Consider the following 21,954-nt stretch of genomic DNA (forward strand, 5'->3'; position numbering starts at 1 on the left):
TCTGCGTATTATCCGAATTTTAATAAAGTCTAGCAGCGGCACAAATCTATATCAATAAATTTTGATATAGACAAAGATTAACCTTAAATCTATGTACCAATAAGTGAAAGCAAGAGGAAGAGAGTTAGCGGGATGACCTCAATCAGGCATGCGACCAACCACAGCTTGAAAATGGAGCTGTCATGCCCTGTATCGTTCGCATATATACCTTATGAGTATTGCGTAAGTTCAAAATTATCAAATGGCCTTATGGCTAACTCAGAATGCTACCAACAGGGCATTGAGAAGAATGCATAGAAAAAAGGCAGCCAATTGGCCGCCTTGAGAGGAGATTATTAGAGGCCTGCTGCCTTGCGAAGCTGCTCCGCTTTATCGGTACGCTCCCAGGTAAATTCAGCCTCTTCACGACCAAAGTGGCCGTAGGCAGCCGTAGCTTGATAGATCGGGCGCTTGAGGTCCAGCATCTTCACCAGTCCGCCTGCACGCAGATCGAAGTACTCTCGAACCAGCTCAACAATACGCTCATCTGAAACTTTACCAGTCCCAAAGGTATTGATCGAAATAGAGGTAGGCTCAGAAACACCAATAGCGTAGGAGACCTGGATTTCACAGCGATCAGCCAAACCTGCAGCAACAATGTTCTTGGCGACATAACGACCAGCGTAGGCTGCAGAGCGATCAACCTTAGATGGGTCCTTACCGGAGAACGCACCACCACCATGACGAGCCATGCCGCCATAAGTGTCCACAATAATCTTGCGTCCGGTCAGGCCGCAGTCACCAACAGGGCCTCCAATCACAAAAATTCCCGTCGGGTTAATGTGATATTTGGTCTCTTCATGGAGCCAGCCTTCCGGGAAAACAGGCTTAATAATCTGCTCCAGAACTTCATGGCGAATCTCTTCCAAAGAGACATCAGGGGAGTGCTGGGTAGAAAGCACAACGGCATCTACACTCTGAACTTTGCCATTCTGGTCATAGCGCATGGTTACCTGACTTTTGGCATCTGGACGCAACCAGGACAGAACACCATTCTTACGAAGCTGAGCCTGACGCTTAACCAGTTCATGCGCATAGTAAATGGGAGCAGGCATCAGAACCGGTGTTTCATTGGTGGCATAACCAAACATCAGCCCCTGATCGCCAGCGCCCTGCTCATGCTCTTCAGTCTCATCAACTCCAACAGCAATATCCGGAGACTGCTTACCAATCGCATTCAGAACCGCTACGCATTCACCATCAAAGCCCAGATCTCCATGGTTATAACCAATATCTGTAACAACTTTGCGGACAAGTTCTTCTATATCGACATAGGTTGTGGTGCGAACTTCACCGGCAACAACCACCATACCGGTTTTAACCATAGTCTCAACTGCAACGCGTGCGTCTGGGTCATCTTTGATGATGGCATCCAGAATGGCATCAGAAATCTGGTCAGCAATTTTGTCTGGATGCCCTTCAGAAACTGACTCTGATGTGAATAGCGAATACTCAGACATAGCCGTTTAATCCTCTTAAAAAAATTTAACTAACCTCTTTATTTAATGAAACATACGGTTCATTAAATACATTCTTGATGTGAGGCGCTAACCAGGCCATCGCTCATTCCGAAAGAAAGAACCGTCGAACCTGGATTTGAAAACCGTTACGCAACCCCAGATACTGGGATTCACCGCTGACCAATCCGGCTTTATCCGCCCATTGAGCCAATTCTTCTGCACTGAAACCAAGCCACAGGTCTCCACAAGACTCCCGAACCCAGTCCTGATCATGGTGGCTGAGTTCACTGATAAAGACACTTCCGCCTGGCTTTAGCAGCCGGGAAGACCAGTTGAAGATTTCAGCTGGACTTGGAACATGATGCAGCACCATATTGATGACGATACAGTCAAATGCGCCGGTCATGTTGCTCAGCGACTGGATCTCCCCGTGAACAAAGGTGACATTACCAATGCTTTGTTGTTTAGCCAGCTCCCGGGAGTAACTCAGCATTTTTTCTGAGTTATCCACCGCATAAACCAACTTAAACTCAGAAGAGATTACCTCTAGGAAATTGCCTTCACCAGGCCCCAGTTCAAGAGCAAGACTCTTCTCAGGAAAGTCCGTTGCGGCAATAAGATCAGCAACCGTTTCAGCATAGAGCTGGTGTTCAGCGATTAACTCCTGATGCTGACGAAATTCTTCAGTATTTCGAGCAAAGAATGCCTGAGACAGTTCTGACCGCTGCTGGCGAATAGCCTGAAGCCGATCAGCAAGATCATCTGGTAGCTGCAACCCATCCACGGCTTGAAACAAAGAGCGTACTACACCTTCAAGATGCCCAGCAGATGGAGGAAGGGCCCGGCGGTAAAAGACCGTGTTTCCCTCTTTACGGGTTGAAACCAACCCTGCCTGAGATAAAACTTTCAAATGATGACTCATAGCCGGCTGGCGCATATCAAACACACCGCTCAACTCCAGCACGCCGAGGGATTCAGTACTCAAGACCCTGAGAATCTGTAATCTCAGAACATCGCCACAGGCTTTACTTACTACGGCCAGCTGTTCAAAAGCATCCGTCAACACAAGTCATCCTTTCCCATCACCTTACATCTGCGCAGTAAATCATTGACTCATTTACTGGGATATTTCAGCAAAGAAGTTTAGCAAGAGCCAAAACCTATATCAAAATATTCTTATATACAATTAATAGACACAAGAGACTGGTTCTCTGCACTATATTTATGCAGCGCTCTCAAGCCTATATTAAAGCACCTGCTAGAAACGAGGACTTGGAGGTAACAAACGAGAGGTAGGAAAGTACGCTGCATATGACTAGAACTATATCCAGGGATGTTGCTGGTAATTCAAGTTCAATGCTTTATCTGCAAATTGCCATGATGTCCTGCTGCATCTTCAACTTTGACATTCTCTGGAATCTAAAAGAGTCTTTGCTAATTACCCGGCTTGGCGCGGAAGCGATTCCCTTTATCAAGCTGGGTGTTGTTATGCCTGTCGCTTTCATTTTTCTAATAACCTACAGTTTTCTGGCCAACCGACTCAATAAACGTACACTCTTTGTGGTTGCACTGATCCCTTTTCTAATCTGGATGCCCCTGTTTTCACTGGTGATTTATCCAAATCTTGAGTCATTCGCGCCTACAGTGATTCTTGACCAGTTCTCTCTTCTGATTCCGGACCATCTCCAATTTATTGCGGGCATGATCCATTACTGGCCACTGACCCTCTTCTTTGCCTTGGCTGAACTTTGGGGCTCTGCGGTTATCTGCATCCTTTTCTGGACTGCCGTAAATGATTTCCACAACACGCAAAGCGCTACCCGGCAATACCCCCTGATAACAATGATTGGGAGCAGCGCATCCATTATTTCAGGCCCACTGCTTTACTACTGTGTTTCCAGAGAAATCTCAACACCAGGCTCTGGCTGGCAAGAAAGCTTGAAGACTCTATCATTGTTGTTCGTCATTTTTGGTTTGCTGATTCTGGTCCTCAATGAGTACTGCTATCGATTAACCCCAAAGAAGATTGCTGATCCAGCAAGGCAGAGACATACCACGACTAATCTGCCGTTAATGGCCAGCGCAAAGTATCTGTTTCGCTGCCCCTATCTTGCCAGCATTGCTCTGGTGATGCTGGCATACTGCGTAGCCATCAATATGGTCGAACTGGCATGGAAGAGTCAGCTTGTTCAGCAGTACCCCAGTGAGGCAGACTACTCGATGTTTATGGGCAAGGTAGCCCTGATTAATGGAATAGGAAGCCTTATCTGTGGCCTGCTAACACCAGCTTTGCTGAACATCAGCTGGTGGGCCGCAGCCTTTGCAACCCCTATTATCCTGACAGCGACCGCACTTCCTTTTTTTCTGCTGGCATTCTTCCAGAAAGCCCAGATCAGTTTTTTCGGTATGTGCTGCTTTGACCTACCAATGATTGGCCTGCAGATAGGTATGTACTGCCATGCTCTTGGAAAATCGGCAAAGTACACACTGTTTGATGCAACCAAAGAAATTACCTTTGTGCCTCTTGATGCAGAACGTAAGTACAAAGGAAAAGCTGCTATTGAATTAGTAGTCAGCCGTGTTGGCAAATCAGGAAGCTCTTTTTTTCAGCAGATTCTAATCGCCTTTTTTGGTTCTCTCAGTCTTGCCATGTCTTGGTTAGCAGGCGCTTTTATACTGGCTATCGCCTTATGGCTGATCGCTATCAAACATCTTGGCCGGCACTATCACGAGCGAACGGACCTTTAGGGTCTGCTTATATCAGACGCGAGTCTTACTCCACATTGAGGCGCTATTCGACTTATCCAGACATAACAGGTTTGGAATTCTTATTTGATATGATGTGTTTGGAGACAGTTGTTTATCTGCCCATATAAGCAGTTGATTGCCATGAAAATACTCAAGGACTGCAACCAAACTGTGCATATTGTTTTAAGTTTGTGCGTGAAGGCTTTAAAATAGCGCACGAATTTAAACAGACTGGATTCCCAGGAGCAAAGATTCCCATGTCCTCACGTCGTGAGCTTGCCAATGCCATTCGCGCCCTCAGCATGGACGCCGTACAAAAAGCAAAATCCGGTCATCCCGGCGCCCCAATGGGGATGGCGGATATTGCTGAAGTGCTGTGGCGCGACTTTATGAACCACAACCCTGCTAATCCAGAGTGGGTGGATCGTGACCGCTTTATTCTGTCGAATGGCCATGGTTCCATGCTGATTTACTCTCTGCTCCATCTGACCGGATATGAGCTGAGCATCGACGACCTGAAAAACTTCCGCCAGCTGCACTCAAAAACAGCAGGCCATCCAGAATATGGCTATGCGCCAGGCATTGAAACCACTACGGGCCCTCTGGGTCAGGGTATCGCTAACGCAGTAGGCATGGCCGCTGCAGAGAAAGCGCTGGCAGCCCAGTTTAACAAGCCTGGTCATGATATTGTTGACCACTACACCTATGCCTTCATGGGTGATGGCTGCATGATGGAAGGGATCTCCCACGAAGTCTGCTCACTGGCAGGCACTCTCGGGCTAGGCAAGCTGATCGCATTTTACGATGACAACGGCATCTCCATTGATGGTGAAGTGGAAGGCTGGTTCACCGACGATACGGTCAAGCGTTTTGAAGCTTATAACTGGCATGTCATTCCTGCTGTTGATGGTCACGATGCTGAAGCCATTAAAGCGGCTATTGAAGCAGCTCGAGCCGAAAAGGATAAACCTACTCTGATCTGCTGCAAGACCATCATTGGCTTTGGCTCACCGAATAAAGAAGGTAAGGAAGACTGTCACGGCGCGCCACTGGGCGATGAAGAAATCAAGCTGACCCGTGAGCGTCTCGGCTGGAACTACGACTCTTTTGAAGTACCTTCAGATATCTACAGTCAGTGGAATGCCAAAGAGGCCGGAGCAGCAAAAGAAACTTCCTGGAACGAGAAATTCTCTGCCTACCAGGCTGAATACCCTGAACTCGCCGCTGAATTTACTCGTCGCCAGAAAGGTGAATTGCCCGCTGACTTTGCGGAAAAATCTTCTGCTTACATCAAATCCTGCCAGCAGGAAGGTGAAAAGGTTGCTAGCCGCAAAGCATCCCAGAATACCCTGAACGCCTACGGCCCAATACTTCCTGAACTGCTGGGTGGTTCTGCAGATCTGGCAGGTTCCAACCTGACTCTCTGGAGTGGCTCCAAAGGCATTAAGCGTGAAGACGCTGATGGCAACTACCTGTTCTACGGTGTTCGTGAGTTCGGCATGACCGCCATGATGAATGGTATTGCCCTGCACGGTGGCTTTATTCCTTACGGAGCAACCTTCCTGGTCTTCATGGAATACGCCTGTAATGCCGTTCGTATGGCAGCTCTGATGAAACAGCGCTCAATTCTGGTTTACACCCACGACTCCATCGGCCTGGGTGAAGATGGTCCAACCCACCAGCCTATTGAGCAAATTGCCAGCCTGCGCATGACCCCAAATATGAATGCATGGCGCCCATGCGATACGGTTGAGTCTGCCGTTGCCTGGAAACATGCCATTGAGCGTGTGGATGGGCCAAGCGCTCTCATCTTCTCCCGCCAGGGTCTGCCGTGCATGGTAAGAACGGATGAGCAGGTTGCTCAGGTTGAACGTGGCGGCTACATTCTGAAAGAGTGTGAAGGCACGCCTGAACTGATTCTGATCGCCACTGGATCAGAAGTAGAACTGGCCATGAAAGCCGAGGCTGCTCTCTCTGAGCAGGGGCGTAAAGTGCGTGTTGTATCCATGCCATCTACGGATGTATTTGATGCCCAGGACGCTGAGTACAAACAGTCTGTTCTCCCCCTGGAAGTTCCTGCGCGCATTGCTATTGAAGCAGCGGCTGCGGACTTCTGGTACAAGTATGTTGGACTGGATGGTCGCATCATTGGTATGACTACCTACGGTGAGTCCGCTCCGGCTGAAGACCTGTTCCCATACTTTGGCTTTACCGTTGAGAACATTGTTGCAGCGGCAGAAGATCTGCTCGACTAATCAATCAACACTCCCCATTAAAAACGGCGATAGACGTAAGTCTTTCGCCGTTTTCTTTACTAAAGCTACCTCTAGGCATTACTAAGGTGTAAATTCTTGGTAAGTACTATTTGCACCAGTATACTCATCTATTTATCACTTATTGCTTTTATGAAAGAATTATTAATAGCCGTATAAACTATAAATCGATGTAGCCACCTTCTTCGCTATTAACCCCTGGATTTAGCGGACAAGACTCTCCCTCACAAATGACACACCAGTGTCGTACATATCAAAAGGCACTACAGCGGTTCGGCTCTTAAGCCAGAAGTACTGGCTATCACACAATTTTTACGTAAATGCAGCCACCGCCATTTCGGGACGAAAAAATCTTCTTGAAGCCTATAGGAAGGCTCTTGGCTGCCCGAAAATATGAGCCTGAAAAATGACAACTTCAACCATGGATAGGAGTGAACGCTTATTCCTGATTCTTACCCTTGGGGCCCTGACAGCCCTTGGGCCTTTAGCCATTGACCTTTATTTACCAGCCATGCCAGCCATCGCTAAAAGCATGGGTGAGCCTCTTAGCCGGATACAGTACACACTGAGTGCCTATACCATTGGCTTTGCGATCAGCCAGTTGGTTTATGGTCCTTTATCGGATCGATTTGGTCGCAGAACGGTCATGTTCCCCGGAATCATCTTCTATATTCTGACCAATATTCTTGCTGCACTGTGCACCAATGCCACCCAGCTGATTATTGTACGGGTACTGCAGGCGATGGCCGGAGCAGCAATCATGGTTACCATTCCAGCCATGATTCGGGACTTGTTCCCCAGGGAACAGGTAGCAAAAGCATTGTCGTCCATTCTCATGGTCATGACCGTGGCACCATTGGCTGCACCTCTTATGGGTGGACAGATTCTCAAGTTCTTTGGCTGGCAGAGCCTGTTTATCTTCCTGGCGATTACCGCCTGCCTGTCATTAATTCTGGCATTTTTCCGGGTCAAGGAGACTCTACCAGATGAAGACCGACTGATGGTGTCTCCAATACAGCTGGCACTGAACTACACCAACATCCTGAAAAACCGGGAAGCGATTGGCTGTATCCTCTGCCATGCCTTTTTCTTTGGTGGCATGTTTGCGTTTATTTCCGGCTCTCCCTTCGTGTACATCGAGCTGTTTGGCATTCCTGCAGAACAGTATGGCCTTCTTTTTGCCATCAATATCCTGGCCATGGGGGTCGCCAACATGGTGAATATACGTCTGGTCGAGCAATATAAGTTATTTGCTATTCTGCGTATTGGCAGCTTAATCGCAGCACTCTCTGCACTTCTACTCTTACTCAACACAGCCACTGGATTTGGTGGACTTCCAGGCCTGATGATTCCCATTGCCTGCTATATCGCCTGTATTGGCTTCACTGGCCCTAACTCCAATGCCCTGGCCCTGTCTCACTTTCCAAAATCAGCAGGTTCTGCAAATGCACTGGCTGGTGCTCTCCGTTTTACGATGGGGGGTATTGCATCTGCGCTGGTTGGTTTCCTTCATGATGGAACAGCCATGCCGATGGCCGCAGTCATGGCAGGCTGTGGAATACTCTCTGTAACTTCTCTTTTAATGGTTAAAAATAACGGAGACGCCTCAGAGCCATCTCCGATCCATGAAGAGGCTAGCGCAAAAGCAGGATAGGCAGAAAAATGATAATGGTTAATAAAAAAGGCCCGTCATAACGATTTGGTATTATAATCCACTCATTAAAAATCAAGATGTGCAGGGTAAGACAAGCGATGACATACAGGGTGGCCATCAATGGGTATGGGCGAATTGGTCAATGTGTACTTCGTGCATTATACGAGAATGGCTATCGTCAGAACCCAGCCCATGGGATTGAAGTGGTTGCCATCAATGAGCTTGCCAATATTGAAACCCTTGCTTATCTGACACGATATGACACTACTCATGGTCGCTTTCCGAGCGTGGTTACAGCAGAAGATAACCATCTATTTATCGGTGATGACCGTATTCGGGTTTTTAATGAGCCGGATCCAGGGAAAATCAACTGGAAAGACCTGAGTATTGACCTGCTACTGGAGTGTTCAGGTTCATTTAACGATCGTGCTACGGCCGAACTGCATATTGAAAGAGGAGCCTCCCGTCTTCTGTTTTCCCAGCCCGCCAAAGTCGATGTAGATGCCACGATTGTTTACGGCATCAATGAAGAACAGTTAACCTCGATGCACCGTATTGTTTCCAGTGCGTCCTGCACTACTAACTGTATTGTGCCCGTACTCAAAACCCTGAATGACTCCCTGGGAATCGAATATGGCACTATGACAACTATCCATTCTGCCATGAATGATCAGCCCGTTATTGACGCCTATCATCAGAACGATCTACGCCTGACACGCAGTGCCCTTCATTCAATCATTCCAGTGGATACAGGTCTCGCCAAAGGTATTAACCGTTTACTGCCTGAGCTCAAAGGGCGCTTTAAAGCCAGCGCCGTTCGGGTTCCCACCATTAATGTTTCATGTATAGACCTTACAGTTCAGGTTAGCAGGGACACAACAGCAGCCGAAATCAATCGCATTCTGCAGCAGACAACCTTTGGCCGCCTAGAGGGCATACTGGGGTTCACCAACGAACCCCATGCTTCTGTAGACTTCAACCATGATGCCCGCTCGTGCATCGTTGATGGCACTCAGACTCAGGTTTCTGCCAATAGGCTGGTCAGGATGTTATGCTGGTTTGACAATGAATGGGCATTTGCGAATAGAATGCTAGATGTAGCTGGCTACTGGCTGGATAAGGTTCAGAACACCCTGAATTCAGCAAAGATAAGCTGAAGACAGAGCATGAAAGGCCACTGAATGAGAAGAACATTTGTAACTATTCAGCACCCTTCATATAAATCTGGAATTTTCTGATTTTTCGACCATCATCTTATACTCAATTTTTCTAACAAATCTCCAGTATGGAACCAGACTTCCCAGCTACTCCGTTTACCGAAGCTCTCCTTAAAGAGAATGAAGAGCTTCGGACCGAGAATGCGCTTTTACGGGAACGTTGCAGCGAACTGGAAGAAAGGGTTAATAAAAACAGTCAAAACAGTAGTAAGCCACCATCGTCAGATGGTTATCAAAAGCCCAGTAAAAAAGGGAGTGATAAAGGTGATACATCTTCCAAAGAAGCCCCCTGCTCCTCACAGGAAACACCGAACCCCAAAAGCCTTAGACCATCTTCAGGCAATAAACCAGGTGGCCAGAAAGGTCATCAAGGCTCTTGTTTGAGACGTGTCGCCTTACCCGATTATGTCAGGCATCTGAAGGTTGAAAAATGTTGCTGTTGCCAGTCTTCGCTTATCGATATTAAACCCACCAAATACATTGAGCGACAGGTTTTTGATCCAGGTAGACCCGGAGAATTTGAAGTTACCGCGTACTGGGCAGACGTTAAAGTATGTCCTTGTGGTAAACGGAACACCGCTGAGTTTCCCCAAGGAGTGAAAGCCGCTGCTCAATACGGAGAAGTGACTCAGGCAATGGCTGTTCATTTAAACCAGTATCACTTCATCCCATATCACCGGGTGTCTGAGTATTTCAATACTATTTATTGCATGAGTGTCAGCGCAGGCTCTGTTGCCAATTTTGTTGCCTATACCCATGAGAACCTGGCCTCTACTGAGCAGAGTATCCGCGATGCTTTACAAGAAAGTCCGGTTGCAGGAGCGGATGAAACTGGCATGCGGGTTGACGGTTCACTGTGGTGGTTACACATTATGCGAGATGACCAATGGACGCTTTACTACCTCTCAGAAAGGCGAGGTTGTGAAGCAATGGATGCAATGGGCATCCTGCTGACTTTTGCAGGCATTCTGGTTCACGATCATTGGAAGTCCTACTTTGCCTATGCGGCAGTGCATGTGCTTTGTAATGCCCATCATCTGAGAGAGCTTCAGGGAGTTGTCGATAGGGATGCGAATAAGCTGGCTCTGCGGCTGATGAAATTGCTTACGCTCTCCTGGCACTTCTGCAAGAAATACAAAGCAGCCGGTCTGACTCAAATGCCTGGTGCAATACAGCTTCGCATTGAGACGATATACGACCAAATCCTTCAAAGGGCTCTCACGAAGGAAACCGCTTATATGGAAAAACAACGACAGGTGCTTGGACGTAAGAAGGTCAGGAATACCAAGGCCTACAACCTGTTCAAAAGGCTTATTGAGTTTAAGGTTGAAACGTTGCGCTTCATGTCGGACTTTTCAATTCCCTTCGATAACAATGGCAGTGAACGTGATGCCAGGATGGCCAAACTTAAGCAGAAGATCTCAGGCTGCTTCAGAAGCGAAGACGGAGGTACCATGTTTACCCGAATCCGAAGCTATTTATCATCTGCTAAAAAGCAGGGGTTGAACATATTTCAGGCGCTTCTTAAAGCGGTTCGAAATTACAACAATACGCCTTTGCTGGGTGCTGAATAGTTACGAACATTTTTTGTGAAGCTCAAGACCTAATCTCTAACTCGAATAACGGGTGCCAACAAGGTTTGCTTGTTATTGCAGTCACCTCTGGATATCAGCCCCTATATCAGGGTGCTCTCTCAATTTGATAACTGACTCATAGGTTAGCTTCAACCTTTCCAGTCATGAACTCAGACCAAAGTTGTTCCCAGCGCCCCTTACTCTGGATCAGTGCTCTTGTTGTCAAAAGCACTTCCGCTCCTGTTGCTTTCCACCTCATTCCAGAACCACATAATCGTTGCTTTACCAGAGTCTTACAAGCCGCTTCAGTAACTCCTGAACCTATTGGCCAATGGCGTTTAAGCGCCTGATGATAATTCATTAACTGGTGATTGTTTGTAAAATAGCTCACAGCTTTGTAGCGCTTCTCTGTCAGTGCGATTGTCTTTTTCGGGAGCTCGGCTGATTCAATTTCCTGAAGGATTTTTTTGGCTGCTCCACGCTTGTTTTTCAAACTATGTAGCCTGTCTTCAAGCCACTGGTGTCGCTTCGCCTTACTGGTTGGAAACAGTGCTTCCGCTGCTCCAGCTAAATATTCAGATGCATGATAAAAATCGAGTATCTGCCCAGAGGTATGTTGTTTCAAATAACTCCAGTTTTCTCTAGCCCCGTCAGCTACCCCGATGTATGTGGCATTTGGGTAGAGTCGTTTTAGATCTGCAATCTCCTCGTCGAGCTTGCTCATAAAGCTTTGTTTACCATACTCTGGCGAACTGGCTGTATATATCGTGTGGAGCCTGTCTCCATCTGCAGAATATAGGCTCAATGTCCCACACATGGCTTCCCTCCAGCCTTCTTCACAAAGCAGCATGCAGGTTCCATCCAGACCAATGGCTATTGTTTCAACAGGCTCTTTTAGTGGAGGAAGGTGGTAGTGAGTGTCTTGCTGGTCTTCAATTAATGCACCTACTCTGTCCGATAAATGCTTGATATAAGAATTTGAAAGCGTCCTTTGATGGTTGGTCTCAAAATCTTCTTTTACCGCAGGCGCTGGCATCTGGCTGTATTTCCAGGCGATAGACTTGGCAAATTTGGGGGTAGCTGAACCAATAATACCGGCACGAAGATCAAGTGCTGCCAGAGTACTGCCACCTCTGACACCCTGATATACGGAGCGCTCCAAAGGTATACGACCGTATAAGGTTTCATAGTGCTTAAGAACCTTTCCTTTGTAGTTCCACTTCTGCTGATTAACGACGATAGGTTCTTTATTGGGTGATTCAAATAGCCCCAATAACTCTTTTGTTCCAAGCTGCCCGGCTTCATTGAGTGCACGCTGTAAACTATCTTCAAGATTCAGCATGTTGCCTGAATCTATAGAAACTTCAATTTGCAAAACGATGCTTTTGGTAGAGCTGGAAATAACAGAAGCGGGCATGACAGTTAACTATTATGAGTGGTGTTCCCATAGTAGCTGTGAAAATAGAGCACTATTGTTTCAATCATTCAGAGAGAGCACCCCTATATCACCCCCAACTTTCACATAAGCCTTAACCAGATTTTCAGCGGCAACTATAGCTCTATCGCCAAGCTGATCTTTGGTTGCATTCAAAGCGTGAGATGCAGTAGCAAGCACACCACTATGGGAGTATGGCCGAGGCTCATTAAATTTTTGATGAAAATGGTCATTCCAAGAAGTAAAGTTTATGGCTTGATTGGATTCTTTTGCGGCCTTTAAAATCTCCGAAGAGCCAGACTTTGAATATTCAGAGTAAACCATCGCCGCCTTGGCAGCCGTGAGCCCAACAAACACTCCCTTATAAGCCAAACAAACGGGCACAGTAATGGCAATAACGGTTAGGCCGGCAAAAACTGCCCCAGTTAGATTAGCAAGCCGCGTCATTATAGGATTTGAGTTGGCGTCCTGAACGGCCTTCACACGGAATTGGTCCAGTGATCTGAAACTTCTCTCCTGCGGTGAAGCATTTTGGTAATTGCTATCGCCACGCATCCAGCCAACAGCAGCATTACAAAGTGCAAATACGTTATACCCAAACACATAACCAGTATTTGCAGTACGTGCTAACGTCCTGACTGTATCACAAACTGTATCCTGAACTGCATATCGAAAGGGACTGTCTTTTCGTCCTCGTGTATTAGTATCGGTATAATAGTTGAAAGTATCTTGAACGTAGGTACCACAACGATTTAATAAACCAACAGTACTATCCAATACGCCACCAGTAGCCATTATAAAATCACTCCAAAAGAAGTTTTCTTTCATCCTTAAGACTGTAGAGCCAAGAAATGGTTCCCTTCAGTTTTCATTTAACAAGCTGATGATTGGATGCCTCAGTATTCAGCAACAAACTTTTCATTAGCCATCAACAGCAGTCCATGCTCTGGATATCAAAAGTAACATCCTGCATACGACTCTCGAGTAACGCTAAAACGGGTATGATAAAAACAAGAAAAATTTGCACTATAATTACCCGGATTTAAAATTCTTATCAGTTCCACCCATACCTTTGGCAGTTCACTCATCACTTAGTTCCATCACTGATTTCTTCAGTTCACCAATGGAGCTGTTAAAATAGGAATACAAAATTTTTTCTTACTTTCGACTAGTCAATTGAAACCTATTCACAAACCTAAACACTGCATCCACAAATACATGTAACATTCCGAAACCCTATGATAGACCCTTTGATTCAAGTCATTAGAGCGCTTTAATGAATACCTGAAGTATCATTTATATGCTATCGTCCCCGACGTTTTTCCGCTGTTCCGAAGTTTTCCCCGGCGATTTCTAAAGAGTATGCACCAACAACAGCTGCCCGCTCTTGAAGAAGTCGCCCATAAGTGAATATCAAGAGGGCTCCCCATGAACGTTTTAAAAATGACCGACCTGGATCTGGCTGGCAAACGCGTACTGATCCGCGAAGACCTTAATGTTCCAGTAAAAGACGGCAAAGTCACCAGTGATGCTCGTATCCTGGCTTCCCTGCCAACCATCAAACAGGCTCTGGAAGCCGGTGCTCATGTTATGGTGACCTCTCACCTGGGTCGCCCTACTGAAGGTGAGTATGAAGAGCAGTTCTCCCTGAAGCCAGTTGCTGACTACATTGGCAACCTGCTGGGCAAGGAAGTTCGCCTGGTTAAAGATTGGGTCGATGGCGGTTTTGACGTGGCAGCTGGTGAGTTGGTTATCCTGGAAAACTGCCGTTTCAACCCTGGCGAAAAGAAAGATGATGAAACCCTGTCCCGCAAAATGGCAGCCCTTTGCGATATCTATGTGATGGACGCATTTGGTACTGCGCATCGTGCCCAGGCATCTACCCATGGTGTTGGCAAGTTTGCTGCTATTGCCTGTGCTGGCCCTCTGCTGGCAGCGGAGCTGGAAGCACTTGGCAAAGCCATGGATAAACCTGAGCGTCCGATGACCGCTATCGTTGGTGGTTCCAAAGTTTCTACAAAGCTGACCGTTCTTGAATCCCTGTCTGGTATTTGTGACCAGCTGATCGTTGGTGGTGGTATCGCAAACACTTTCCTGGCGGCCGCTGGCAAAAATGTTGGTAAGTCTCTCTACGAAGCAGACTTGATCCCTCAGGCCAAAACCCTGATGGAAAAGTGTGACATCCCGATGCCAGTCGATGTGGTCTGTGGCAAGAAGTTTGACGAGAATGAACCAGCCATCATCAAGTCGGTAGATGAAGTTGAAGATGATGACATGATCTTTGATGTTGGCCCTGAAACCCAGAAGCTGTTTGCAGATGTTCTGACTGCAGCCAAAACCATTCTGTGGAATGGCCCTGTCGGCGTTTTCGAGTTCGACCAGTTCGGTGAAGGTACACGTTCACTGTCCATGGCTATTGCTAACTCTGATGCATTCTCTATTGCCGGCGGCGGCGATACTCTGGCGGCCATTGACAAGTACGGCATCAAAGAAAAAGTATCTTACATCTCTACCGGTGGCGGTGCCTTCCTTGAGTTTGTCGAGGGTAAAGTGCTCCCAGCAGTAGCGATGCTCGAAGAAGCAGCCAAGCGCTAAATCCTGCGTATTTTCATGGGTGACCGGTATCCATTTCTTTATTCCGGCCACCCATCTTTTCTACTTGCTTACCCGCCAAACTAGTCTTTCCTTACAGGGTGCTGCTGCTTACAGAGTATTGTCTGTATATTTATGTCCTGTAGAATGCTCCCGTTGAACACCAGTAGATCAATCGATCCTATTCGTGCCAAAATCCTCCATTGTGTCGACTTCAACCAGTCATATGGCGCATTGTTTATCCACAAAACGCATGGCCTGTACTGTTATATGCTGCTCACGATCAACAGGGAGAATGTTATCCGTACGACAGCTCAGCAGCTTGCCAACCAGCCAGTAAGCCTGATTATGAAGCACAAACACCGCAGGAAACGCTTACCCGTGATTTGGTGCTCTTTTCCTCAAAACAGGTTTTCCCCAGTCAATTTTGCCAAAAGGATTTGTTATGTCATCTAGCGAAGCGATTTTGAAACACGGATGGTATCTACTCAAGGCAAAGTACAGAGCCGAGATCAGAGCGCAGGATAACCTTGAAAGCCAAGGGTTTGAGGCATATTGCCCACTTATTCAGGAGAAGAGCTGCCGAGCTCCGTTGTTTCCGGGCTATCTCTTTATTCGACTGAGCAAGAAAGATCTTCCCTCATACCACAAAATCCGCTCTACCCGGGGGATTACTCAGGTGGTGCGATTTAACAAAGTCAGCCATAAGCTCTTTCACGAAGGAAAGTTGCCCAAAAGCGAGTTGGATAAACTGCTCCCCAGCCCAATACCTCATGGCGATCAACTGATCGACCAGATAGAGGCCTTTGTCTGGAAATATAATGGTTGTATACCTGACGAGAAACCGGTATCCATCCGGTTCAGGGAGGGAGAGTCCGTTTTGTATGACAATCCACTCTTTCGTCACCTTGAAAGCACCTTTATAAAAGGTGTTAACATGGATCGTGGCATTATTCTTATTCAGTTTATTGAAAGCCTGCGAACCAAGGAAGGAATTGAAGAGCAGGTTATTGCCAAAAAACAGATTGAAGTTCCCCTGAAAGACTTACAGAAAGTGCCCGAAGAGAGTTAATGGACAGACTCAAGCTCATCACAGGTATGCGTCCTCTTTCGTATTATCAGGATGTACCTCTTTCTACTGAAAAAGCCTATTTCCGATATTACGAAATTGACCTTGAAGATAGGATATCAGGCGTTCAGCACCGATTAGGCTACGTAAATAGTCACGGCTATCGTATTTCCTGTCACTTATATACACGCTCTGGCGCTATAGGGTCCGTTTTTCTGTTGCACGGTTATTATGATCATGTAGGTCTCTTTAAACACATCATTCGCTTCTTTCTTGAGCAGAACTACAATGTTTTGGCGTATGACCTGCCTGGACACGGCTTATCAAGTGGCGCGTCCGCAACGATTGAAGACTTTGAAATCTACCGGTTAGTTCTGGAAGACCTGATCAACTACTGTGTGCCGATCTTACCTAAACCATGGCTTGCTTATGGGCAAAGTACCGGTTGTGCAATCATCACTGAGCTCTTGAATCATCAGGCCAGGCAAAGCATGCCTGTACCTTTTGAACAGGTTATCCTTTCGGCTCCTCTCGTGCGGCCATGGTTATGGGGAATAAGCCGTATTCAACTTTACCTCATAAGGCCTTTTATCCGTCAAATACCGAGAAAATTTAATGATAACTGTCGGGACGAGGACTTTCTGAGCAAGGCTCACAATGACCCTCTGGCACCAACTATTTTGCCAACTCAATGGGTGTCAGCACTGGATCGCTGGATTCGTCGAATAGAGTCATCTGATGTACAGATACCCGTAAGCCCTCTCATCATTCAAGGTACAAATGATACAACGGTAGACGGAAAGTATAATATTCATGCATTGGACAAACTATACTTCTCTCCTAAAGTGCTTTGGCTCGATGGAGCTCGCCATCACCTTCCGAATGAACTTGAGGAAACAAGGGATCACTACATGAAATGGTTGGCATCAAATATCGGTCAGTGACTCTACTATGCATTTAGTATTCAAACGCCCCACAAATTCGCATGCGCTCCTAAGGCTCTCATGAGGTGAGCCTAATGGTTGATGACCATATAGAATCTGATAGAAATATCCTTTCTCTTCAATTGATAGCAACCGTTGAATAGTAAGATCGAGATGTGAAATGGATCTAAGCCATTGTTCCAAAATATCGATAACATCTTTCCTACTGCAAAAATCTCTATAAGAAAAAAAAGAGCAATTACCTATTTTGATTTCATAATAAGAGTCACGAGTAATGAGATCAAAACGCTTTGCTAAAGCAGGACTTCTGGCCAGCTTACATTCCCGACCAAGCAATACGAGATCTCTTAATGACTCCCTTTTAGTTTTAGGGACGTCTGAGTCATAGATCTTTTCATCAAACATTATTTTACAGAGACCAGAAGAAAGAAGATTGAAAGTAATTCTATGCTGATCTTGTATAGGTACAAAACTTATAAATTTCTGCAACTCACACAAACTGGCAACTGTACCAGCCAAAGCCTTTCTATTAGCCTGCTTTCTTCCATCTTCTTTATTAGAAAAGCTATTCTCTTGCAAACCGGATGAGTGCACAGCAAATGGATGCATATTTAGGTTAATTGTATACACTGCTTCAAAGGCAGCAGCTTCTCCTTCATGAGAGTCAAGTAATTTTGGGTGCTCTCTCTGAATGATTGAAACAATAGTGCTCTATTTTCACAGCTACTATGGGAACACCACTCATAATAGTTAACTGTCATGCCCGCTTCTGTTATTTCCAGCTCTACCAAAAGCATCGTTTTGCAAATTGAAGTTTCTATAGATTCAGGCAACATGCTGAATCTTGAAGATAGTTTACAGCGTGCACTCAATGAAGCCGGGCAGCTTGGAACAAAAGAGTTATTGGGGCTATTTGAATCACCCAATAAAGAACCTATCGTCGTTAATCAGCAGAAGTGGAACTACAAAGGAAAGGTTCTTAAGCACTATGAAACCTTATACGGTCGTATACCTTTGGAGCGCTCCGTATATCAGGGTGTCAGAGGTGGCAGTACTCTGGCAGCACTTGATCTTCGTGCCGGTATTATTGGTTCAGCTACCCCCAAATTTGCCAAGTCTATCGCCTGGAAATACAGCCAGATGCCAGCGCCTGCGGTAAAAGAAGATTTTGAGACCAACCATCAAAGGACGCTTTCAAATTCTTATATCAAGCATTTATCGGACAGAGTAGGTGCATTAATTGAAGACCAGCAAGACACTCACTACCACCTTCCTCCACTAAAAGAGCCTGTTGAAACAATAGCCATTGGTCTGGATGGAACCTGCATGCTGCTTTGTGAAGAAGGCTGGAGGGAAGCCATGTGTGGGACATTGAGCCTATATTCTGCAGATGGAGACAGGCTCCACACGATATATACAGCCAGTTCGCCAGAGTATGGTAAACAAAGCTTTATGAGCAAGCTCGACGAGGAGATTGCAGATCTAAAACGACTCTACCCAAATGCCACATACATCGGGGTAGCTGACGGGGCTAGAGAAAACTGGAGTTATTTGAAACAACATACCTCTGGGCAGATACTCGATTTTTATCATGCATCTGAATATTTAGCTGGAGCAGCGGAAGCACTGTTTCCAACCAGTAAGGCGAAGCGACACCAGTGGCTTGAAGACAGGCTACATAGTTTGAAAAACAAGCGTGGAGCAGCCAAAAAAATCCTTCAGGAAATTGAATCAGCCGAGCTCCCGAAAAAGACAATCGCACTGACAGAGAAGCGCTACAAAGCTGTGAGCTATTTTACAAACAATCACCAGTTAATGAATTATCATCAGGCGCTTAAACGCCATTGGCCAATAGGTTCAGGAGTTACTGAAGCGGCTTGTAAGACTCTGGTAAAGCAACGATTATGTGGTTCTGGAATGAGGTGGAAAGCAACAGGAGCGGAAGTGCTTTTGACAACAAGAGCACTGATCCAGAGTAAGGGGCGCTGGGAACAACTTTGGTCTGAGTTCATGACTGGAAAGGTTGAAGCTAACCTATGAGTCAGTTATCAAATTGAGAGAGCACCCGTAATTTTTCCTGTTTTTCAATACTTATACAACACTGCATTTCAGGAGAAAAAGCACTCATCACGATTTTTAAGTGAGAATCATAATTTTCAGGAAGAATAAATATAGGCGGGAGTAGCTTAACGGTGTAATCTCTAGTTCCCGTTGTAAGAATAAGGGTGTTTTCCTCTTTCTCTAGCTCTCTTACAGAGTAAGTACAAATAGAGCGATTAGGATATTCACTTTTCTCATTACGAAGCAAATATTCCTGCGCTTCAACCTGTGTAACAGCGTACCCACCAATCAATCCAATAAAACCAGCTCTGAGACTTTTCACCAGCCTGACAATTAAATGAAAAAAGTCTGCTATGACACTTTTAGCAATACTAAAATCGGTATGCTTATCAGCCTCCTCCCTCCAAACATGATTAAATGCATCAATTGGTCCAAGGCTCAGGCTTGCCATATTCAACCCCATACATAAAAATATTTTCTTAACTAGCAGGCCCTGCTCGCGAAGTCAGCTGTATCAAATAAATATGCTTTTTGATTCTTCGATCATACTTTATATAAAAAGTTCCAACACTAAGTATCTGGAAAAACTATTGGAGCATTGCCTTCTCATCTTAATGAAAACTGGAAGTAAGCGCTATTGGGTTTCTTTTTCAATATTTATATTATTCTCAATGTACCGACAGGTCTTTGAAAATTTTGCGGGTGTATACAGTCATCAAAACTAAATGCATAATTAGCAGAGCTATTATTATTAATCGCAATGAGCACCTGCTGACCGATAGGTACTGTACTTACGGACTTTGTAGCCCACAGCGGCCTACCTATTAAACAACCGTTGCTTTTTTTCAGATTAATAGAAACAATCCAATCAATGTTGTAGCGTTTTTCCCACCTCCTAGATGTACCCACTGATCAATCACTCTCTGGATTTTCTTCTCCTCCTTTAATGATAATATTTGGAAAAATAACAGGTAAACAGGGAATAATCTTTCAATAGACATTACTGTGACATTGTCATATTTAAGAGAAATACTCATCACGCCCCTCACTTTTTTGATTTTTTTTATCTACCTATTCAGGCTACGCTTGGTACTTATTATTTTGTAAAGCATTTGATTTACAAAATAATAAGTACTCCATATAATTCTGGGGCATGAAAGATAAGAAAACGCTGGATCAGATCCTCCACCTCCTGAAAACAGAAGGATCTCTGACAGCTGGCGACCTGGGAAAACTACTTAATATTACGAGCATGGGAGCTCGAGGCCACCTGGAAAAACTGATGGATAAAGCAATGGTGGGTACCAGGACCATTCGCATCGGAGTTGGCCGCCCAAGAAAAACCTGGCACCTTACTCAGAAAGCTCATTCTCAATTTCCAGATTGTCATGATCAGTTAACACTCGACATGATCATTTCGATAAAAGAAGTATTTGGTGGCCCGGCTCTTAGTCAACTGATTGAACATCGAAGTCAAAGCTCAGAGCACATCTATCAAAAAGAACTCATAGATCAACCTACACTGGAATCTAAAATAGCTGCACTTGTCAGGATAAGAACCAGTGAAGGCTATATGGCTTCTTACATAAAAGAGGGCGATGTTTTTTTATTTATTGAAAACCACTGCCCAATTTGCGCTGCAGCACAGGCCTGCCAGAATTTCTGCCACTCTGAGCTACGGGTATTCAAAAATCTTTTTACGCCAGAGGCAACGGTAAATCGCATTGAGTACATTTTAGATGGTGCTCGCCGTTGCACGTATCGAATAGAACCTACAGGAAGTCCCAATCAATGAAGTATGTTGGAGCACACGTCAGTGCGGCCGGTGGTGTAGAAAATGCCCCAGTAAATGCTCATGAAATCGGCGCAACCGCCTTTGCCCTGTTCACAAAAAACCAGAGACAGTGGAGTGCCAAACCACTCTCAATGAAGAGTATAGAGTTATTCAGAGAACGCTGTGAGAAATACAACTTCAAACCAGAACAAATCCTTCCACACGACAGCTATCTTATAAATCTTGGTCACCCTGAACAGGAAGCTCTTGAAAAGTCCCGACTGGCCTTTATTGATGAGATGGAACGGTGTATGCAGCTTGGCCTTGACCGACTTAACTTCCACCCGGGCAGTCACTTAAGAAAAATTGATGTGTCGGATTGTCTGGGCAGAATTGCCCAGTCCATCAATATGGCTCTTGAGCAAACCCAGGGAGTTATTGCGGTGATAGAGAATACGGCAGGTCAGGGAAGCAATCTGGGATGGCAATTTGATGAAATCGCTGAAATCATTGATCAGGTTGAAGACAAAAGCCGTGTTGGAGTGTGTCTCGACACCTGTCACACCTTTGCTGCAGGTTACGACCTTCGTACTCAGGATGCCTGCCAGAAAACATTTGCTGAATTCGATAAAATCATTGGCTTTAACTACCTGAAAGGCATGCACCTTAATGATTCAAAAGGTGTATTGGGCTCACGAAAAGACCGGCACCACAGCCTGGGGCAAGGTGAGATCGGCTGGGAAGTATTCCGCTATATCATGGCAGATAACCGATTTGATGGTATCCCGATGGTTCTCGAAACCATTGATGAAACATTATGGCCTGATGAAATTACGGCTTTAAAAATGATGACTGCATAACCCGCTAAAACTCGACAAAGAGCCAAAAGCTCTTTGTCATCCCCCCTCTACGAGTATCCTCGCCCATGATTTAGAATATTAAAAAAATAAACTATTGCAAAAATAAGTATTTTATTTCAAACAGTTATCAAAAACTAAACAGCTAAAGCCTACACCAAAAAACCTCTTGTTACCCATATTGACACCTCTGTCAGTGAAACTAACTCACTCGTACTGGAAATAATCCAAAAAACAATTAAATTAAACGTATGTTT

At 45.5% G+C, this 21,954-nt stretch carries 17 protein-coding genes; 11 read left to right on the plus strand and 6 right to left on the minus strand.

Features of this window, described 5'->3' with window-relative positions; all coding sequences use genetic code 11:
• Window positions 1-335 precede the first annotated feature (335 nt).
• Together metK and ACOCLE_RS19370 are read right to left on the minus strand one after the other, a co-directional pair.
• Window positions 336-1,499 carry a methionine adenosyltransferase gene (gene metK, locus ACOCLE_RS19365; protein ID WP_419533853.1) on the minus strand — a complete coding sequence of 388 codons (1,164 nt, stop codon included), beginning with the start codon at window positions 1,497-1,499 and terminating at the stop codon, window positions 336-338.
• 103 nt (window positions 1,500-1,602) lie between these two features.
• The gene (locus ACOCLE_RS19370; protein ID WP_419533854.1) at window positions 1,603-2,565 is read right to left on the minus strand and encodes an ArsR/SmtB family transcription factor; all 963 of its coding nucleotides are present in this window, start codon (window positions 2,563-2,565) and stop codon (window positions 1,603-1,605) included.
• Between the two features lie 245 nt (window positions 2,566-2,810).
• Between ACOCLE_RS19370 and ACOCLE_RS19375 the strand changes: the two genes are divergently transcribed.
• The 5 genes from ACOCLE_RS19375 to tnpC all read left to right on the plus strand — a co-directional run bounded on the left by ACOCLE_RS19375 (window position 2,811) and on the right by tnpC (window position 10,965).
• Window positions 2,811-4,247, plus strand: coding sequence for an Npt1/Npt2 family nucleotide transporter (locus ACOCLE_RS19375; protein ID WP_419533855.1), 1,437 nt, complete (start codon window positions 2,811-2,813; stop codon window positions 4,245-4,247).
• A gap of 257 nt (window positions 4,248-4,504) precedes the next feature.
• The gene (tkt, locus tag ACOCLE_RS19380; RefSeq protein ID WP_419533856.1) at window positions 4,505-6,502 is read left to right on the plus strand and encodes a transketolase; all 1,998 of its coding nucleotides are present in this window, start codon (window positions 4,505-4,507) and stop codon (window positions 6,500-6,502) included.
• Between the two features lie 424 nt (window positions 6,503-6,926).
• Window positions 6,927-8,174: a Bcr/CflA family multidrug efflux MFS transporter gene (locus tag ACOCLE_RS19385; protein WP_419533857.1), complete on the plus strand. Its 1,248-nt coding sequence runs from the start codon at window positions 6,927-6,929 to the stop codon at window positions 8,172-8,174.
• Window positions 8,175-8,272: 98 nt separating this feature from the next.
• A complete protein-coding gene (locus ACOCLE_RS19390) occupies window positions 8,273-9,331 on the plus strand; it encodes a type I glyceraldehyde-3-phosphate dehydrogenase (RefSeq protein ID WP_419533858.1) in 1,059 nt (352 codons plus the stop codon).
• Window positions 9,332-9,459: 128 nt separating this feature from the next.
• Window positions 9,460-10,965: an IS66 family transposase gene (gene tnpC / locus ACOCLE_RS19395; RefSeq protein ID WP_419532963.1), complete on the plus strand. Its 1,506-nt coding sequence runs from the start codon at window positions 9,460-9,462 to the stop codon at window positions 10,963-10,965.
• Between the two features lie 136 nt (window positions 10,966-11,101).
• On the opposite strand, the gene ACOCLE_RS19400 is transcribed toward tnpC, so the two are convergent.
• Together ACOCLE_RS19400 and ACOCLE_RS19405 are read right to left on the minus strand one after the other, a co-directional pair.
• Window positions 11,102-12,382 (minus strand): ISKra4 family transposase, encoded by a 1,281-nt coding sequence (locus ACOCLE_RS19400; RefSeq protein WP_419532972.1) that lies wholly within the window; start codon window positions 12,380-12,382, stop codon window positions 11,102-11,104.
• Window positions 12,383-12,442: 60 nt separating this feature from the next.
• Window positions 12,443-13,228 (minus strand): hypothetical protein, encoded by a 786-nt coding sequence (locus ACOCLE_RS19405; protein WP_419533859.1) that lies wholly within the window; start codon window positions 13,226-13,228, stop codon window positions 12,443-12,445.
• A gap of 600 nt (window positions 13,229-13,828) precedes the next feature.
• Here ACOCLE_RS19405 and ACOCLE_RS19410 point away from each other — a divergent pair.
• The 3 genes from ACOCLE_RS19410 to ACOCLE_RS19420 all read left to right on the plus strand — a co-directional run bounded on the left by ACOCLE_RS19410 (window position 13,829) and on the right by ACOCLE_RS19420 (window position 17,005).
• A complete protein-coding gene (locus ACOCLE_RS19410; protein ID WP_419533860.1) occupies window positions 13,829-14,995 on the plus strand; it encodes a phosphoglycerate kinase in 1,167 nt (388 codons plus the stop codon).
• A 424-nt stretch (window positions 14,996-15,419) separates the two neighbouring features.
• The gene (locus ACOCLE_RS19415; protein ID WP_419533861.1) at window positions 15,420-16,064 is read left to right on the plus strand and encodes a transcription termination/antitermination NusG family protein; all 645 of its coding nucleotides are present in this window, start codon (window positions 15,420-15,422) and stop codon (window positions 16,062-16,064) included.
• Window positions 16,064-17,005, plus strand: coding sequence for an alpha/beta hydrolase (locus tag ACOCLE_RS19420; protein WP_419533862.1), 942 nt, complete (start codon window positions 16,064-16,066; stop codon window positions 17,003-17,005). Before ACOCLE_RS19415 ends, ACOCLE_RS19420 begins: the two co-directional genes overlap by 1 nt.
• Here ACOCLE_RS19420 and ACOCLE_RS19425 read toward each other — a convergent pair.
• Window positions 16,988-17,614, minus strand: coding sequence for a hypothetical protein (locus ACOCLE_RS19425; protein WP_419533863.1), 627 nt, complete (start codon window positions 17,612-17,614; stop codon window positions 16,988-16,990). The two genes, ACOCLE_RS19420 and ACOCLE_RS19425, sit on opposite strands and share 18 nt — an antisense overlap.
• Window positions 17,615-17,764: 150 nt before the next feature.
• Here ACOCLE_RS19425 and ACOCLE_RS19430 point away from each other — a divergent pair, with 150 nt between their 5' ends.
• Window positions 17,765-19,045 (plus strand): ISKra4 family transposase, encoded by a 1,281-nt coding sequence (locus ACOCLE_RS19430; protein ID WP_419532972.1) that lies wholly within the window; start codon window positions 17,765-17,767, stop codon window positions 19,043-19,045.
• A gap of 1 nt (window position 19,046) precedes the next feature.
• Here ACOCLE_RS19430 and ACOCLE_RS19435 read toward each other — a convergent pair whose 3' ends face one another.
• Window positions 19,047-19,517, minus strand: a complete 471-nt coding sequence (locus ACOCLE_RS19435) for a hypothetical protein (RefSeq protein ID WP_419533864.1) — start codon at window positions 19,515-19,517, stop codon at window positions 19,047-19,049.
• 702 nt (window positions 19,518-20,219) lie between these two features.
• Here ACOCLE_RS19435 and ACOCLE_RS19440 point away from each other — a divergent pair.
• Both ACOCLE_RS19440 and nfo read left to right on the plus strand, forming a co-directional pair.
• Window positions 20,220-20,861 (plus strand): helix-turn-helix transcriptional regulator, encoded by a 642-nt coding sequence (locus ACOCLE_RS19440; RefSeq protein WP_419533865.1) that lies wholly within the window; start codon window positions 20,220-20,222, stop codon window positions 20,859-20,861.
• A complete protein-coding gene (gene nfo, locus ACOCLE_RS19445) occupies window positions 20,858-21,700 on the plus strand; it encodes a deoxyribonuclease IV (protein WP_419533866.1) in 843 nt (280 codons plus the stop codon). Before ACOCLE_RS19440 ends, nfo begins: the two co-directional genes overlap by 4 nt.
• The last annotated feature ends 254 nt before the right edge of the window (window positions 21,701-21,954 follow it).

Origin of the sequence: Endozoicomonas sp., assembly GCF_965196975.1 — a bacterium.
Taxonomy (GTDB): domain Bacteria; phylum Pseudomonadota; class Gammaproteobacteria; order Pseudomonadales; family Endozoicomonadaceae; genus Endozoicomonas.

Coding starts and splice junctions, on each gene's coding strand:
- metK (WP_419533853.1), bottom strand. CDS start 1,499: ATGTCTGAGTATTCGCTATTCACATCAGAGTCAGTTTCTGAAGGGCAT.
- ACOCLE_RS19375 (WP_419533855.1), top strand. CDS start 2,811: ATGACTAGAACTATATCCAGGGATGTTGCTGGTAATTCAAGTTCAATG.
- tkt (WP_419533856.1), top strand. CDS start 4,505: ATGTCCTCACGTCGTGAGCTTGCCAATGCCATTCGCGCCCTCAGCATG.
- ACOCLE_RS19385 (WP_419533857.1), top strand. CDS start 6,927: ATGACAACTTCAACCATGGATAGGAGTGAACGCTTATTCCTGATTCTT.
- ACOCLE_RS19390 (WP_419533858.1), top strand. CDS start 8,273: ATGACATACAGGGTGGCCATCAATGGGTATGGGCGAATTGGTCAATGT.
- tnpC (WP_419532963.1), top strand. CDS start 9,460: ATGGAACCAGACTTCCCAGCTACTCCGTTTACCGAAGCTCTCCTTAAA.
- ACOCLE_RS19400 (WP_419532972.1), bottom strand. CDS start 12,382: ATGCCCGCTTCTGTTATTTCCAGCTCTACCAAAAGCATCGTTTTGCAA.
- ACOCLE_RS19405 (WP_419533859.1), bottom strand. CDS start 13,228: ATGAAAGAAAACTTCTTTTGGAGTGATTTTATAATGGCTACTGGTGGC.
- ACOCLE_RS19410 (WP_419533860.1), top strand. CDS start 13,829: ATGAACGTTTTAAAAATGACCGACCTGGATCTGGCTGGCAAACGCGTA.
- ACOCLE_RS19420 (WP_419533862.1), top strand. CDS start 16,064: ATGGACAGACTCAAGCTCATCACAGGTATGCGTCCTCTTTCGTATTAT.
- ACOCLE_RS19425 (WP_419533863.1), bottom strand. CDS start 17,614: ATGCATCCATTTGCTGTGCACTCATCCGGTTTGCAAGAGAATAGCTTT.
- ACOCLE_RS19430 (WP_419532972.1), top strand. CDS start 17,765: ATGCCCGCTTCTGTTATTTCCAGCTCTACCAAAAGCATCGTTTTGCAA.
- ACOCLE_RS19435 (WP_419533864.1), bottom strand. CDS start 19,517: ATGGCAAGCCTGAGCCTTGGACCAATTGATGCATTTAATCATGTTTGG.
- ACOCLE_RS19440 (WP_419533865.1), top strand. CDS start 20,220: ATGAAAGATAAGAAAACGCTGGATCAGATCCTCCACCTCCTGAAAACA.
- nfo (WP_419533866.1), top strand. CDS start 20,858: ATGAAGTATGTTGGAGCACACGTCAGTGCGGCCGGTGGTGTAGAAAAT.